Origin of the sequence: Methanolacinia paynteri (genome assembly GCF_000784355.1) — an archaeon.
In the GTDB taxonomy this organism is placed as follows: Archaea; Halobacteriota; Methanomicrobia; order Methanomicrobiales; family Methanomicrobiaceae; genus Methanolacinia; species Methanolacinia paynteri.
Genome location: NZ_KN360942.1, coordinates 92,712 through 107,106 on the forward strand (window position 1 = coordinate 92,712; position 14,395 = coordinate 107,106).

At 47.5% G+C, this 14,395-nt stretch carries 13 protein-coding genes; 7 read left to right on the forward strand and 6 right to left on the reverse strand.

The window, feature by feature from the left end:
* The 5 genes from METPAY_RS15570 to METPAY_RS12795 all read right to left on the reverse strand — a co-directional run.
* Nucleotides 1–1,111: molybdopterin-binding protein (locus tag METPAY_RS15570; protein WP_048152974.1), on the reverse strand; the 1,111-nt coding region annotated here is incomplete at its 3' end.
* The gene (locus METPAY_RS12780; protein ID WP_048152949.1) at nt 1,105–2,310 is read right to left on the reverse strand and encodes a molybdopterin molybdotransferase MoeA; all 1,206 of its coding nucleotides are present in this window, start codon (nt 2,308–2,310) and stop codon (nt 1,105–1,107) included. The genes METPAY_RS12780 and METPAY_RS15570, both read right to left, overlap by 7 nt.
* Before the next feature lie 767 nt (nt 2,311–3,077).
* Nucleotides 3,078–3,647, reverse strand: coding sequence for a hypothetical protein (locus METPAY_RS12785; RefSeq protein WP_052418831.1), 570 nt, complete (start codon nt 3,645–3,647; stop codon nt 3,078–3,080).
* A gap of 127 nt (nt 3,648–3,774) precedes the next feature.
* Nucleotides 3,775–4,644, reverse strand: coding sequence for an acyltransferase family protein (locus METPAY_RS12790; RefSeq protein WP_048152950.1), 870 nt, complete (start codon nt 4,642–4,644; stop codon nt 3,775–3,777).
* Between the two features lie 452 nt (nt 4,645–5,096).
* Nucleotides 5,097–7,400 (reverse strand): efflux RND transporter permease subunit, encoded by a 2,304-nt coding sequence (locus METPAY_RS12795; protein WP_048152951.1) that lies wholly within the window; start codon nt 7,398–7,400, stop codon nt 5,097–5,099.
* 261 nt (nt 7,401–7,661) lie between these two features.
* On the opposite strand from METPAY_RS12795, the gene METPAY_RS12800 reads away from it, so the two are divergent.
* The 3 genes from METPAY_RS12800 to METPAY_RS12805 all read left to right on the forward strand — a co-directional run bounded on the left by METPAY_RS12800 (nt 7,662) and on the right by METPAY_RS12805 (nt 9,344).
* Nucleotides 7,662–8,453: a flavodoxin family protein gene (locus tag METPAY_RS12800; RefSeq protein ID WP_048152952.1), complete on the forward strand. Its 792-nt coding sequence runs from the start codon at nt 7,662–7,664 to the stop codon at nt 8,451–8,453.
* Nucleotides 8,454–8,526: 73 nt separating this feature from the next.
* Nucleotides 8,527–8,772 (forward strand): methyltransferase domain-containing protein, encoded by a 246-nt coding sequence (locus METPAY_RS14470; RefSeq protein WP_052418832.1) that lies wholly within the window; start codon nt 8,527–8,529, stop codon nt 8,770–8,772.
* 8 nt (nt 8,773–8,780) lie between these two features.
* On the forward strand, nt 8,781–9,344 hold the full coding sequence (locus METPAY_RS12805) for a methyltransferase domain-containing protein (RefSeq protein ID WP_052418833.1): 564 nt from the start codon (nt 8,781–8,783) through the stop codon (nt 9,342–9,344).
* Between the two features lie 47 nt (nt 9,345–9,391).
* Here the strand turns inward: METPAY_RS12805 and METPAY_RS12810 are convergent, their stop codons facing one another.
* Nucleotides 9,392–10,162 carry a methyltransferase domain-containing protein gene (locus tag METPAY_RS12810; RefSeq protein WP_048152953.1) on the reverse strand — a complete coding sequence of 257 codons (771 nt, stop codon included), beginning with the start codon at nt 10,160–10,162 and terminating at the stop codon, nt 9,392–9,394.
* Nucleotides 10,163–10,964: 802 nt separating this feature from the next.
* Between METPAY_RS12810 and METPAY_RS12815 the strand changes: the two genes are divergently transcribed.
* The 4 genes from METPAY_RS12815 (at nt 10,965) to METPAY_RS12830 (ending at nt 14,048) form a co-directional block, all read left to right on the forward strand.
* Entirely contained in the window at nt 10,965–11,303 is a 339-nt protein-coding gene (locus METPAY_RS12815; RefSeq protein WP_048152954.1) for a hypothetical protein, read from the forward strand.
* Nucleotides 11,300–11,512 (forward strand): hypothetical protein, encoded by a 213-nt coding sequence (locus METPAY_RS12820; RefSeq protein ID WP_048152955.1) that lies wholly within the window; start codon nt 11,300–11,302, stop codon nt 11,510–11,512. The genes METPAY_RS12815 and METPAY_RS12820 overlap by 4 nt, the downstream gene beginning before the upstream one ends.
* Nucleotides 11,513–11,635: 123 nt before the next feature.
* The gene (locus tag METPAY_RS12825; protein WP_048152956.1) at nt 11,636–12,196 is read left to right on the forward strand and encodes a LemA family protein; all 561 of its coding nucleotides are present in this window, start codon (nt 11,636–11,638) and stop codon (nt 12,194–12,196) included.
* A 4-nt stretch (nt 12,197–12,200) separates the two neighbouring features.
* A complete protein-coding gene (locus METPAY_RS12830; RefSeq protein ID WP_048152957.1) occupies nt 12,201–14,048 on the forward strand; it encodes a DUF2207 domain-containing protein in 1,848 nt (615 codons plus the stop codon).
* The last annotated feature ends 347 nt before the right edge of the window (nt 14,049–14,395 follow it).

The following is a 14,395-nucleotide window of genomic DNA, read 5'->3' on the forward strand; positions in this document are numbered from 1 at the left end:
AAGGAATCTTCATATACGCGTTCGCCCGGACGGCACTCATCTGGACGCCGGCTCCCCTCGACTGGGGAACCCCGACGTACCTCCCGTCGATATCCGCAGCCGAGAGAAGGACGAACTCTTCAGTCCCGGACGGGGAAGGTAATGCCTGTGCAATTTCGGCATTCAGCGTTACTGCCTCCGGGGGGTGCAGGCCGTAACATCCGAGAAGCGGCCACACCAGTTCCCTCATTATAGTCCACGAGGCAAGAGGGTAGCCGGGGAGGCCGATTACCGGTTTATCGTCGATCTTTCCGATGATTGCAGGTTTTGCCGGTTTGATCGATATCCCGTGAACGAGAACTTCGCCGAGTTTCGAGATCACCTGTGCGGTAAAGTCCTTTGTTCCGGCGGAGGAGCCTGCCGATACCAGGAGGAAGTCGTTTTCACGGATTCCGGTTTCAATGGCATCCATTATATTATCGCTGTCGTCCCTGACGATCCCATACCTCTTACAATCGGCACCTGCCTCCCGGAGCATCGCCGCCGCCATATGCGAGTTGCTCTCTATTGCGCATCCTGCCTTCAGCGGTTCGCCGCACCCGGTCAGTTCAGATCCCGTAGGAATTATTCCCGCCCTTACGTCGATAGTGTCTATCTCTTCAAGGCCATAGGCGACAAGTGCCCCGATGTCTGCCGGCCTGATCCTGTGAAGCGAAGGAAGTATCATCTCGTACTCACCGATATCCTCACCGGCAGGCCGGATGTTCTGCCACTTTGCGGCGGCTTTGCGTATTATATATCCCTCTTTTTCCTCTCTCACATCCTCGATCATGATTACCGCATCATAACCGGGGGGAACGATATTTCCGGTGTTAATCCGCACCGAATCGGTGATCTTTACTGGTCTCTGCTCCGATGCACCCCGGGTGTCCGCAGTCTTTACGGCTATGCCATCCATTGCGCTGAGATGCGTCATCGGGATCGAGTACCTGGAAAATATCGGTCCGGCGGTGACTCTGCCAAGAGAACTGGTAACCGGAACTATTTTTGTCCGGGGTTTGAGTTCGAACTCTTCCCTGATTATCTTCCTTGCATCTTCGAGGGACGTCAGGTCGAGATATCTTTTTACCATACTATCACTTCCACGGTCTCGCCTTCTTCGAGGCCTTCCAGACTTTCCGGGACAATAACTATTCCGAAACTGTTTTTCAGGGTGTTGATGAGGCTGGACTTTCCGAACAATGGTATCGCCTGGTCCTCGTTCAGGATCACACGGACATAATCCTCTCTTCCTATTGAGGATGGTATGTTCTCGGAAAGCCGGGCAGTTTTTATCATTCGCATGGGTATGGTCCCCTGCATTCCCCATAACATATCATCGACGAGGGCCATGAGAATGATAAAAGCAGAAGAGGGATGGCCCGGAAGGCCGATCACCGGTTTGCCGCATATGGTGCCGATAATTGTGGGTTTTCCAAGTGCGATTGCGATTCCGTGGACTATTACCTCACCGAGTTCGTTTATAACCGATACCGTGAGATCGTTTTCGTCCTTCGAACTTCCGCCCGATATAAGTATGGCGTCACATTCCTCCGAAGCCTGTTTTACGGTCTCCAAAAGGATCTTCCTGTCATCCCTGACGATCCCGTATTTCCGGGGTATACAGTTGGATTTTATAAGGAACGATTCGCAAAGCGAGGAGTTTATATCACGAATCTGTGCAGCTCCCGGTATAACGGATACCGGAACGAGTTCGTTTCCCGTTGAGATTATACCGACTACAGGCCGCCTTGAGGCCTGAATATTCTCAATACCGAGTGCGGCAAGAACCCCGCAGTCCTGGGGCCGTAAAACTGTACCTGCACATAGTGCAGTCTCGCCTTCCCTGAAGTCCTCCCCTTTCAGGACGATATTTTCCCCGTTGGCAAGGGGTTTTTGGACGAGGACCTCGTCTCCGAGAAACTCGCAGTACTCGACCATTGCAACTGCATCGCAGTTCTCCGGAATGGCGGCCCCGGTGGGAACATACATACATTCTCCGTGAAATAGCGGGGAACACGGGGGCTGTCCCATCTCGATCCTCCCCTTATATTCCATTATTGCCGGGATCGATTCGCCTGCACCTGTGGTGTCGTCAGAAAGTAATGCATAACCGTCTACCGTGGATTTTGAAAAGCCGGGGACGTTTATACCGGAGACGACGTCTTCATAAAGAACCCTCCCTACACTCTCTTCGAGGGAGACGGTTTCTCCTCCGGTGTCCGGAGTTATCTCCTTTAATATCCGTTTTACATCCCTTACGGCCCGGATCTCCATGAATTTTTTCACCATACTTGCATATCCGCCTGTTAAAGACCGTTCACCGGTTCTTTCAGGTTCATGAAGTTCTTCGGGGAATTCAAAGACCGGTCTGATGACTTTAACGCTGTTAATTAATCAATATGTCTTAATTCGGATAACAATATAACTATTTAAACTGAATTTAGATTATCCGAATCCACACAAAGATCATTTTCCCATCCCGGCAAATACCTTTTGACTTTAATTTCTTCTATATTGTACGTTCAGATATTACGTACAGATCTCACTCAGGCAAGGATTCCCGGGCTGTTGAATTTGGTTCGCTATGAAAATCAAGATCCGGGCCTTTTAGATTCCCCTTGCTCTGATCACAATAAAATTTTTGGCTCTTTGCTGTCTCATGTCTTTCTCCAGCGACCCCGGCACCACCGGCCAGAGGCCGGTGGACGGCCCCTCCCATGGGCCTTGCCTTAAGATAGTTCTCTCATTCCACGCTCAGGGGACCGACGAGGGTCCCCTAAGCTGTTGAAATAAGATTGATTTGGGATGTCCTTTTCAGTACACGCTATAGATTTACCGCGTCCCGCCACTCAGGGGATACTCGCCTATCCCCGGAGTGGCCTATCACAACAATAGAGAGGCCCCGGGGTCGGGGCCGATCCGCGAGCCTGCTGTGCGGCTCGCGGCGAGGGGTTGCCAAAAATAGTGAAACTTGCCTTTAGGCCCACAAAGATTAGCGAAGAGCCTGGATTATTATGGCCATTAATCCAACGGCAGTATTGATGAATCTGTACGTCTTAATAAAGACCCTTCAGTTTGTGCGGATCGAAACCCATAGCAACTAATGCCTCGTCGCCTGACATGGGAGCACCACCCTTATTGATGACCTTAATACCGAGATTCATAATAGAAAAGGGAAGATTCAGTCCGAACATATCCACACATCGTTCTTCATGATATTGCATATTAACGTAGTTTCTGACAGTGCCCCTGTCGACGACGACATTCATCTTTTTCAGGACGCCGGAGACCCGGTTGAAAGGCATCGAACTGCCAAGGCTTACGCAGAGGTCCACAACAGGTATGCCCATTCTTGTCCCGGGATAGAATGGTTCGTAGGCATATGATAGCCTGCCGCACTCATGGCAGAAAAATCTCTTGACAGCTACATCGATATAGTAAGGTTTTCCTTCGGACAGGACACAGGCGAAATGCTTCTTTTTAAAATCGTACCCGCGAATCTTACCCCTGCAATAAGGACACTTGTCAAGATTTTCAAATCTTATTCCCTCCATTCCCCATAGTGCTGCATTAACAATTTCTGAAACTACCGGTGAAATCGAAGGGTCTCCTCTCATATTTACCATCTATATATTTGATCTTCCGACCCGGGTTCCTTCCCTGCCATGATTATTCTGAACCATATATCAGATTAAACCTTTTATGTTTACCTGAATATATTCTCAAAACTCATTTTATAATCTTTAGGTTGAGTCATTCCGGCCTTTTAATGAGACGGTCGTATGATCTCTGGATATAATAGCACATGAAGAACAATGCGGGAATGACGAGGAAAATCAAAGCGGCGTTCTGATATGCCCCGGATAATCCCGCCCCAGTTATGAATATGTTCGTGACGGAAAATACCGGCATGTGAAAAAGATAGATACAGTACGATGCGTATGCAAGAGCATTGATGACCGGGATTGCGAATTTCTTATGATCCCTGAATGGCCGCTCGATAAAACGAAACCTGCGGCTGCCCGCGGACGCGACAACTCCGATAATGAAGATGAAGTAATACATGAAGAACCTGTAATCGATGATGTTCAGGGCCGCATGAATTATGAGGAGTGCGATAAAAATACCGGCCGCGACCAGGATTCTTTTTTTGATCGTTCCCCTGTTGTCCGAAAAAAGTGGATAGATGGCGTACATTATAATGATGAAACCGATGAACCAGAGGGTAAAGATGGGTTCCAGGAATGCAGGTGACAGTATAACCTGGAGGCAGAGTATGTTGGCGATCCATCCTGCGATATCGTAGTGAACCGGGGGGAAGAGCCCGAACACCTGGAAGCAGATGAAAAATACGAAGAGTGCGACAAGGTAGAGAGGGTAGATCCTCAATATCCTTTTCCTGTAGAAATGAAAGATCTCCCCGCGGCCTTCAAGCGTCCTGTTGTTCTCGTGGATGGCGTATCCCGATGCAAACATGAAACAGGCGAGCCCGAGAAATTTGAGTCCTTCGATGAGGAAAAAATTAGGAATGACAATCGCGGCGAGAAAGTTCTGCATATGAACGAATATGACGACAAGTATTCCGAAGGCCTTTATGATATCAAGGAAGAGGAGCCTTTCCATTTATTACCACGATAATATATTCTTACAGAGATATCACCTTTAATTTTTTGGGTGTTTTTCGGGAGATTTCAGGGTGACAGAAGGTCGCCCGGGGAATCGATTGGGGCGACAGCCCGACCTGGACGCTACCCATCAGGGTAGCCCCAACCGGGAAGAGGAGCCGGGGGGATGCTTGCCCATCCCGGAGGTGATTAATCGCGATAGAGGGGGAGGGTCATAGGGAGGGGGGCCATCCTCCTCCCTTATTCACATCACATTTGAGGGCATAAGCCCCTTCAGGGGCAGCCCTGTGCTTAATTCGCTACGCGAATTTTCGCAAATGATGATAGCCCGGTCTGGACGCTACCCATCCGGGTAGCCTCGACCGGGAGAGAAACCAAAATATCAAAGGAAAACTGGAATAGGAGGGAGGATATCCCATGCCAGTAAAAAAATCGGGGAAACCATCCCGGTTATCCTGGTAAACCCTTCGGCTTTAATCTGTCCATGACAGAGATCACAGCTGGCATCACCACTATTGCACCCACAAGTGAGAAGCCGACTGTAATCACTGTCACAAGTCCGAAGTTCTGGATTATCGGCGATGTCGAAAGCAGAAGGGCTGAAAATCCGAAAACGGTAGTAAGGCCGGAAACGGTTATTGCAGTACCTATCTTCTGGATTGCGGTCTGTATTGCAGAATAAAGATCATTTCCTTTATCTCTCTCTTCTTCATATCTCTCCAGAATGAGAATCGTATACTCGGAAGCGATTCCTATTGTCATCGCCCCGAGAGTGGCAGTCAAAAGCGAGTAGCTCAGTCCAAGGGAGTACATGATGAGGCCGTTCCACCCGACAATCATTATAATCGGAATGACCGGGGATATAGCTGTGAATCTCCGGTATACTACAAGCAGGAACAAAGATATAAGAATCAGACCAAGATAGGTCATCGGATTTTTGGTATCGCTAATCCCGTTTATGAGATCCACAAACATCACATACTTACCCGTATATGTTATATCCATTCCGGGGTGCAGGACATACCAGTTAAGATCGTCCTCCATATCGGATATCAGCTCCTGGGTTTCAGGAATTGTCAGATCTTCCAGTGAAAATTCGATAACAGCCTCTGTGTTTCCGTTTACGTAACTGTCGACTATACTCCCGGGAAGACTATCCCAGATCTTTTCAAGAGTCTTTTTATCTTCCGGAAGAACTCCACCGTTGTATTGTTTGATGTATGTCACAATACTTTGCATACCGGTTAGCTCAGGATGTTTGGAGATAGCGTATTCTCCGAAATTATCCATGTATTTTAGAGTGTGGTAATCTTTAACCGAGTCCGCTTTTACATACGCAGTAATAGTGTTTGTGGACCCCATCACACTTGTGAGCTTATTCATCGAGACCATTGCAGGCATGTCCTGATCGACCATCATGTCCTCGTCGGTATCGATTATAACTTTTGAATCGAATTGCATTCCGATTATTGCGACCATTATTAGAACAAGCAGAACGGGTACAGGGTTTTTCGCGATTTTTAACGCAAACTTCCCGAGCAGGTCGTCATATTTATCCATAAAAGAGCCTTTCGTGCCTGGCTTTACATCCGGAGGCACGTCACATCCCTTCCAGTCAAGCTGACAGGATTCAGCCTGATCAAGAGGGTTTAATCCGCCTGTTTTGGGTGTGTATTTTACAATTTTTGCAAATACAGGTACAATTATCATTGCACAGAGATAACAGCAGACGATTCCGACAATACAGATCGTCCCGAAATCGGATATCATCGGAGACGGTGCAAGTAGTGACAGAGCAACGAATCCAAGAGCAGTTGCAATCATCGCTTTAAGTATGGCAGGTCCGGAACTTGTGATTGTGGTCCAGATGGCTTCCTGAATTGAAGAATTCCGGACTTCCTCGTCAAACCTCGACTGAAACTGTATAGCATAGTCTATACCTATGCCTATAAGAATCGGGAATGCGGCGACAACGGCCATGCTTACCTGTATCCCGGTCAGTCCCATAACTCCGAAAGTCAGAATAATTCCGCAAAATACTGTCAGAACAGGAAGCATCCTGTACCTGACATGTCCGAACATGAGTACCATGGCAACGACCATAAGGAGCAGCGCCAAAGATATGAGATTCGTCATATTTTTCTGGATATCCTCTTTCATCTCTACGGCGAATGCCAGGGTTCCGGTTTCTGTTACAGAGATCCCCGGAGGAGGAGAAGACTGAATGATAGCCGAATGAACATTTTTAACAATATTTTCTTCCGAACCCTCCGGATAACCTGTCTCAAGCGGGATTGATACGAGCGTCATCATCTTTGAAGGAAGAAGGGTATCAAGGTAGTCACCGCTGTTTTCAGAGAGATAATCAAGATAATTATTTATTTCCGCCTGGGACTGAGGGATCTCTCCGCCGCTGGCCCCTTTGATAAGGTCGGGCAGGCCCGCAACGCTGCGGATATACCTTTCGTCGGATATGTCCTTTTCAAGCTCTTCAATATAATTAAGCACGTCAGGGGTTGTTACATCGTCTCCTTCGATAATCAGTATTATTGAGTCTGCTCCGAATATCTCCTCATAATGAACGAGGAGCGATCCCACGGGCCTGTCGGTAAAAAGATAGGTCTCCGTACCTGTTTCAATTGAAGTCATCGAAGCGCCGTAGAGTGCGACAATCAGAATAGCAGTAACAATTCCTGCGACAACAAAAGTATGTTTGTTGATAATATCAGCTACTATTTCATATGGTGATTTCAAACAGACTAACCTCCTTATAAAATCTATATCGTGAGATTGCGAGAGAATTTTGTGAAAATGTCAATATGATTCAGCTTAGCGTCGGATAAGCAATCTATGTTCAGCATCAATCCCAATCTCCAAGGTTAACAATAAATTATACCTTTTCATTCCCAAAAACAAAATGCAACTTTAGGAGTTGCATCGATGAAAGACGATTCACAGGCTGAATGATTGCTTCCCGGGTGAAGAAAAATAAGGAATAAAAGTTAAGAATGCAGTATGACTGAAGAAGAACCGTTGAATATCCTCGTTATTATGGGAAGCCCGCGGAAGGGGAATACCTATCGTGCATGCGAAGAGCTCCGGGAAAAGATGCAAAAGTACCGTGCGGTTGATTTCGAATATCTCTGGCTTAAGGATGCGGATCTTCAGCCGTGCAGGGGATGTCTTTCATGCTTTTCAAAGGGCGAGGAAAAATGTCCGATCCATGACGAAGCTTTGGTAATACGGGATAGACTGATGGGAGCCGATGCCGTGATCTTCGCCTCTCCGGTGTACGGCCTGAACGTAACAGGGCTTATGAAAAACTTTGTCGACAGGTTCAGCTACTTCTTTCACAGGCCGCGATTCTTCGATAAAAAGGCATTTCTGCTTACCACCACCGGCTTTCTGGGTCACAAGGATGTCCTGAAGTACATGGAGATGTTTACGGGGATCTGGGGATTTGACGTGGCTGGAAGAGCGGCCGTTATAACCGAAGGAGACGATCACGAGGTCCTGAAAAAGAAGAGCGACGCCATACTGGAAAAGGCCGCAAAGAAATTCTCTTCCTCATTGAGCAGCAATAAGAGAAAAAGACCGGGACTCATGAATGTCATTATCTTCCACGGGCAGAAGGGTGCAATGTCGCAGGTCATGGACGAATCGCCATATGACTACCAGTACTGGAAAGAGAAAGGATGGCTTTCTCCCGGGACGCATTACTTTACGGACGTTTCTGTTAATCCGGTCTATGTGATGATCGGGATTATTGTCGAGAAGATTGCCAGAAAAAAGATGAAGACAAATTAAAAGAAAAGACCGAATTCTAAATTTTGAAATATCGAGGACAACAATATTTACGACAAATATTTCAGGGAGTAACATGGATTCATTTGCTTCAGGATTTGCCGGTGTGGATGCGACGGGAGATGCTAATTCATTTGTGAATTATCTCGATCTGATCCATTCGATGCCTTTTTTTAAGGATTGCAAACAACGCAGCTACAAGGCACTGGAGGTCAGCCAGGGTTCCGCGATCCTTGAGATCGGCTGCGGGAACGGCGTGGATGCAACAGCACTTGCAGTCATGGCAGGAGAACACGGGCGTGTCATAGGTATCGCGATGTAAGCCGGACCATGCTTGCCTCTGCGCAGGCAAAGTACACCGGGGGAAGTTCCCGGCCAGGTTATGTGCTGTCCGATGCATCGCATCTTGCATTTGCAGACAACTCTTTTGATGCCGTACGTACGGATCGCGTGCTCCAGCATACACAGGATATCTTTGCAGTACTACATGAGATGGCAAGGGTGACCCGCCCTGCCGGAAAAATCGTGGTATTCGAACCTGACTGGGAGACCTTTGTTATCTGGCCCGGAGATCGGGAGGTTACACGGAAGGTCCTGAACTTCTGGTGCGATCATATCCCTAACGGGTGGGCAGGAAGATCTGTTGCGGCAGCATTCGCCGAAGCCGGTCTTGAAAATATTACTGTTACGCCATTATGCCTTGTAATAACCAGCCTGCCGCTTGCCCGCAGGGTCTTCGATCTTGAGACGACACTCTCTCTCGCGGTTAAGGCCGGTGTCCTGGATTCAACGGAAGCGGAGTCCTGGGCCGAAAGACAGGCACAGGCCGGAGATGCAGGCATGTTCTTCAGTTCGCTGACATTTTACCTTGTCACAGGGACAAAAAAGAGCTGAATAGGGATTGCTCTTTCCGGATTCACATTTTTCAACTGATCTCCGGGTCAATCAGGTTGATCTTTTTTGCCGTTGAAAACATACATCGTGACGCTGTAAAAATAATTACCTTCCGAGATCGTTTCTTCAAGATCTTTTTGGAATGAAGCGAGGTCTTCTTCACTGATCAATCCTTCTTCCGCCATTGTCTCGAAATCTTTAATCCTGTCGTACCCGTACAATCCCGGAGTATAATTTTCGTTGATGAGAACGAGAGGAATCACTTCGCCGGAAAAATCTTCATGATTCCTGAAAAGTCCCGTCATCCTCCTTCCCATCCAGCCGTCGCTCACGCTCATCCATCCCTGGGTCCAGTCGCTGAAGGCGGCAACCATCTTCCGGATGAGAGGTTTGTCTGTACCGTTGATGACCTGTGTATCCCAGTCGATGTGACTGAAGATTACCTGACCGCCGGGCTTTAAAACCCGGGATACTTCCGAAAGGAGAGCATCTTTATCCCTGATGCATTCAAGGAGGTTGCAGGACCAGACGACATCAAAACTTTTGTCTTCAAAAGGCAGACCGGATTCTATGTCTTTATGGATGAATGCAAACCGGGGATCGTTTTGTGTTTTTTCCCGTGCTTTTTCAATCGGTTTAAAGGCAGAATCTATTCCGGTCAGTTTTACATCCGCACCGCATCTCTGCCCCAGGCTGAAAAGATCGTTTCCGTAACCACACCCGAGATCGAGGATCGATGATGCATGATCCAGGCTGACAAGTGAATACATCTGTTCCCTTATTTTTTTGACATCCGGGCCCTGTACTATTTTCGGCATTTTTTCTACCTTTCTTTAATCTTTGGCTTTTTGTTTATTATAGCATAATTCTAAAACGATTCGAAAAAATTTGAGAAGTTGATAAAGGGGAAACATTCAGTGGCAACCCTTGCGCTAGTTCGCTTCGCTTTCGCTCCGCGAACACGCCCTGACCTCAGGGCTTTGCGCTTGTGATAATGCTGCCCTTTCGGGCAGCCTTCAGGTGAATATTAGGATCTCGAAGAAATTATGCTACAAAGTACAAAGGAGCCGAAGGGATGCCTGTCCATCCCGGAGGCGACCTATCGCGACGAGGGGGAGGGGCACAGGGAGGGGGAAACGTCCCCCTCCCTCGATAAACGCATAAACAACCCCCCTGAAATAAGCCCGATTTGAGGTTATTTCCCCGATTAAACGGCCTTGGATCACCCCTAAAAAATCAACCGCTTTATTATGCTTTATTTCCTCAAAAAACGAAGAATCAAAGAGATATAACGGCCCTGTATTCGACGATTTTTTCAGGACGATATTTACCCTTTACGAAGGTGAGATCGTCGCTCTCCGTGCTTCTGTGTGGATTGAAAAAACTATGATTTGGGCTTAGATTTGCAGTATTTAAGTTTTACTTTATTGGAACGCCTGCACATCTAAATTAAAATTTTCGAGATTTTTAAGTTCTAAAAATAAACAATTTAAAGTTAAAGAAAATTTGACATACCATCGTTTATGAACACATATAAAATCTGAGAGAGAAAAGAATTATTCCTGGATAAAGGAATTGTTTATTCAAATCCTTTTTTAATATGTGAGATGATTTTAATTTATGCTCATTGACTTCAGTATAGAGCTTTTAGCTATTATTATTTCTATCAGTGGACTTATTCTTACAATAGTTATTGCGTATTTTCAAAGCCGAAAAGAAATAATGGAAAGATTACATAAGGCTGAAATTGAATTGGAAAAAAAACATAGAGAAATAGAGAGTAGATCTACAGATTTAATTTATAAGTTAAATAAGGAAAATAGCGAAGAATTACACATAATTAAAATAAATATCACGGAATTGAAAAAAGACCATGATATGATATTACCTTTAGTTAATGTTGCAAAAAAAGCTGGTGAAAAAAGTTCTGATGAAGTCTATAAGGAGGATAAACAATGACATTAACAAAAAACCAGTTAAAAAGAATGGAATACCTTATAGGGAAAAAAAGAGCAAATGGCTATCTTGATATAACAGAAGAAAATGAATTAAGAAGCTTAATCTCAAAAGAAAATCCAAATGCTCAAAATGCAAATATTGATGATCTTGTAGCTCTTGGTTTAATAATTGTAGGGGCTTATCTACTGTATAAAATATTTGAAAAATAATTTTTAAGCCTTAAAATTATTAATATTGCAAAATTAAATAAAAATTTATTTCCAAAACTCCCCCCACCCTTTTAAATCCCCAAAAGCACAAAAGTACCTCATCAACAAACAGGAGAAAATCCCATGATGCAATACATAATACTTGGAATAATAATCGTTGTAATAATCGTGCTGGTGCTCTGGTTCGTCAGCATTTACAACAAATTCTTCAGCCTCAAAAATTCGTCCGAGGCAACACTCGGCCAGATAAAAGTCGCGATGAAGAAGCGCCTCGACATGATCGACCAGCTGCTCGGTTCTGTAAAAAGCTATGCAAAATTCGAGAAGGAAACGCTCGAAGGCGTAACAAAGATGCGCAGCAGCGTCGGCAGTGCAGGAGTCGGCGACCTGAACAAGATCGAAGCTGAATCCAGGTCGGTCCTCGGCAGGCTCTTCGCGGTGATGGAGAACTATCCCGACTTAAAGACCTCGCAGACCGTCAAAACCCTGATGGATTCGATAAAGGATATCGAGGACGAGATCGCCCGCCAGCGCTACACCTACAACAACATCTCGCAGCAGTTCAACACAATGCTTGAGACAATCCCATCGAACATCATCGGAAACATGGTCCACTTAAAGAAGCTCGACTACCTCGAGTTCGAAGACGAAAACCTCGAAAAGGCCCCGAAGATAGAATTCTGAGAGCATGGAAGAAAAAACCCAGATTGCAGCAGTCTTTATCGTAACGCTCATAATCGGGATCATCGCCGTTTTCGGCCCGGGACTCGTCGGATCGGATCTCACCGGGTTCACCGACGATCTTGTCGCCGACTCCTACGAGGTCACATGGTACGAGAACGGAACCCTCACCGAACGCTACGTATACGATGTCAGGAATTCCGGGGAGTACAGGATGCTCTACCGTGTCTGGTCGGCCTCCCTCTACTCTGCCGAAAACTCGCAGAACATCCCCGTATATTCCCGCATCGAGCTCACCGGGATGACAGTTCCCGAAGGGACGGCAGGATACATCAAGACCAAAAACGGCGAAGTCTACCTGTTCAACTCGGAAAGCAGCCAGGTCGAATCCTTTGTCAGCCAGAAGGCATATACAAACGAAGCGGGAATCGTAGATACCGGGTACTTCAGCTCCGGGCAGTACACCGTCGAATTCACATACGTAATCTATCCGCCCATCGAATACGATGAAGAAGCCGCTCACATCAACCTGATGTTCGCAAGCGAGCACATCCCGTATAAGAACGTAAAGATCGTCCTCGACTCGGACCTGATAACCGACACCTTCACCCACCCACCCGGATACGAGACTACGGAGGAGGACGGAAAGGTAATCATAACCGGAAGCTCACCCGAAGACGAGCTGATCGAAGTCGAGATGCTGCTCAAGCCCGAAGCCGCGGACATAATCCCCGGCGACAAAGAGTACGTTCCCGGAGTTATCAAAGAGACCGAATCGGCGAACAACAGCTATTACCTCGGGTTCACAGTTGCTGACGTCACAGGAATAATCGCGAAGATAATCATAATCCTGACACCGTTCCTCCTCCTGCTCCTGTATTTCAGGGTGGGAAAAGAGAACAATTACACGGTGCCCGAATATCTCAGCACAATCCCCAATCCCAAACTCAGGCCGTGGGAGGTAAACCTGCTCTTTAAAGGCGACGCATTCGAATCCGACCAGGACGCCTTTTATGCGACCCTCCTCAGCCTCCACAAGCAGAAGAAGATCAGGATCACAGAAAAAGACGACAAGAAAGGAATCGTGATCGAAGTCCTTGATACAACCGTCGACGACCGGTACGAACAGAGAGTCCTGAACTTCATCAGTGCAAACACGAAGGACGACAACAAACTCGACACCGGCTACTTCAATGAGATCTCCAAGAAAGCAGCGGTCTCAAAAGCGGACGAGAGGATCGCAGTAGCACTCAGGGACAGTCTCAGCAGCCTGATGTCGAATACCGATGCCTCCCTCTCGGAGAAGTACGCAACCGACGGAAGAGTCTACCTGGTCCCGTTCTACATCGCCGGCGCCCTGGTCATCGTCGCCTCGGTAGGAGTGCTCTTCCTCTTTTCGGATGCAGCAACACAGCTGTTCTTCTCGGCAGTTCTCGGCGGGGTCATCATAGTCCAGGCAATAGTCGCAACACTGTTCCCCACCACTCTCTTCGGACGCTGGAAGGATGATTACTACAAGGAAAAACTCGAATGGAACTCATTCAAAAAATTCCTCTCCGACCTCAGCCAGATAAAAAAATACGGAACCGAAGACCTCAACATGTGGGGCGAGTGGCTCATATACGGAACCGCTCTCGGAATCGGCGACAAGGTCGAAGAAGCGATGCAGACCCTTGACCTCGACGTGTCCGAAGGCGGCGGAGTATACTTCTACCCGCACTACACCTCGTGGTACATGGGCTTTTACGCGATGAGAACCTTCACACCTCCGTCACAGGGAGGAGGGCCCGGAGGAGTCGGAGGAGGCTTCGGCGGTGGCGGCGGATTCGGCGGCGGAGGCGCAGGCGGGAGATAAATTCCCTCCTTCTTCACGAGAAAAGATAGCACTGCCTTACTGCTTACGTATTTCATTCAGGCAACCCCGGCACCGGCGGCCAGGCCGCCGGACGGCCCCTGCCCAGGAGCCTTGCCCTGAGATAGTTCTCTCATTGCACGCCCGGGGACCGGCAAGGGTCCCCCGGGCTGTTAAAGTTAGTTTTTACAAAAACGTTTTTTGGGATATTCCGTTCCGTATACGTCATAGATCCACCGCAACCCGCCACGCAGGGGATACTAGTCTATCCCCGGAGTGGCCTATCACAACAGAGAGGCCCCGCGGTCGGGGCCGGTCCGCGAGCCCGCTGTGCGGCTCGCGGCGAGGGG

What these genes read in the sequence shown, in the direction of transcription:
- METPAY_RS12780 (WP_048152949.1), bottom strand. Translation starts at nt 2,310, where the DNA reads ATGGTGAAAAAATTCATGGAGATCCGGGCCGTAAGGGATGTAAAACGG.
- METPAY_RS12785 (WP_052418831.1), bottom strand. Translation starts at nt 3,647, where the DNA reads ATGGTAAATATGAGAGGAGACCCTTCGATTTCACCGGTAGTTTCAGAA.
- METPAY_RS12790 (WP_048152950.1), bottom strand. Translation starts at nt 4,644, where the DNA reads ATGGAAAGGCTCCTCTTCCTTGATATCATAAAGGCCTTCGGAATACTT.
- METPAY_RS12800 (WP_048152952.1), top strand. Translation starts at nt 7,662, where the DNA reads ATGACTGAAGAAGAACCGTTGAATATCCTCGTTATTATGGGAAGCCCG.
- METPAY_RS14470 (WP_052418832.1), top strand. Translation starts at nt 8,527, where the DNA reads ATGGATTCATTTGCTTCAGGATTTGCCGGTGTGGATGCGACGGGAGAT.
- METPAY_RS12805 (WP_052418833.1), top strand. Translation starts at nt 8,781, where the DNA reads ATGCTTGCCTCTGCGCAGGCAAAGTACACCGGGGGAAGTTCCCGGCCA.
- METPAY_RS12810 (WP_048152953.1), bottom strand. Translation starts at nt 10,162, where the DNA reads ATGCCGAAAATAGTACAGGGCCCGGATGTCAAAAAAATAAGGGAACAG.
- METPAY_RS12815 (WP_048152954.1), top strand. Translation starts at nt 10,965, where the DNA reads ATGCTCATTGACTTCAGTATAGAGCTTTTAGCTATTATTATTTCTATC.
- METPAY_RS12820 (WP_048152955.1), top strand. Translation starts at nt 11,300, where the DNA reads ATGACATTAACAAAAAACCAGTTAAAAAGAATGGAATACCTTATAGGG.
- METPAY_RS12825 (WP_048152956.1), top strand. Translation starts at nt 11,636, where the DNA reads ATGATGCAATACATAATACTTGGAATAATAATCGTTGTAATAATCGTG.
- METPAY_RS12830 (WP_048152957.1), top strand. Translation starts at nt 12,201, where the DNA reads ATGGAAGAAAAAACCCAGATTGCAGCAGTCTTTATCGTAACGCTCATA.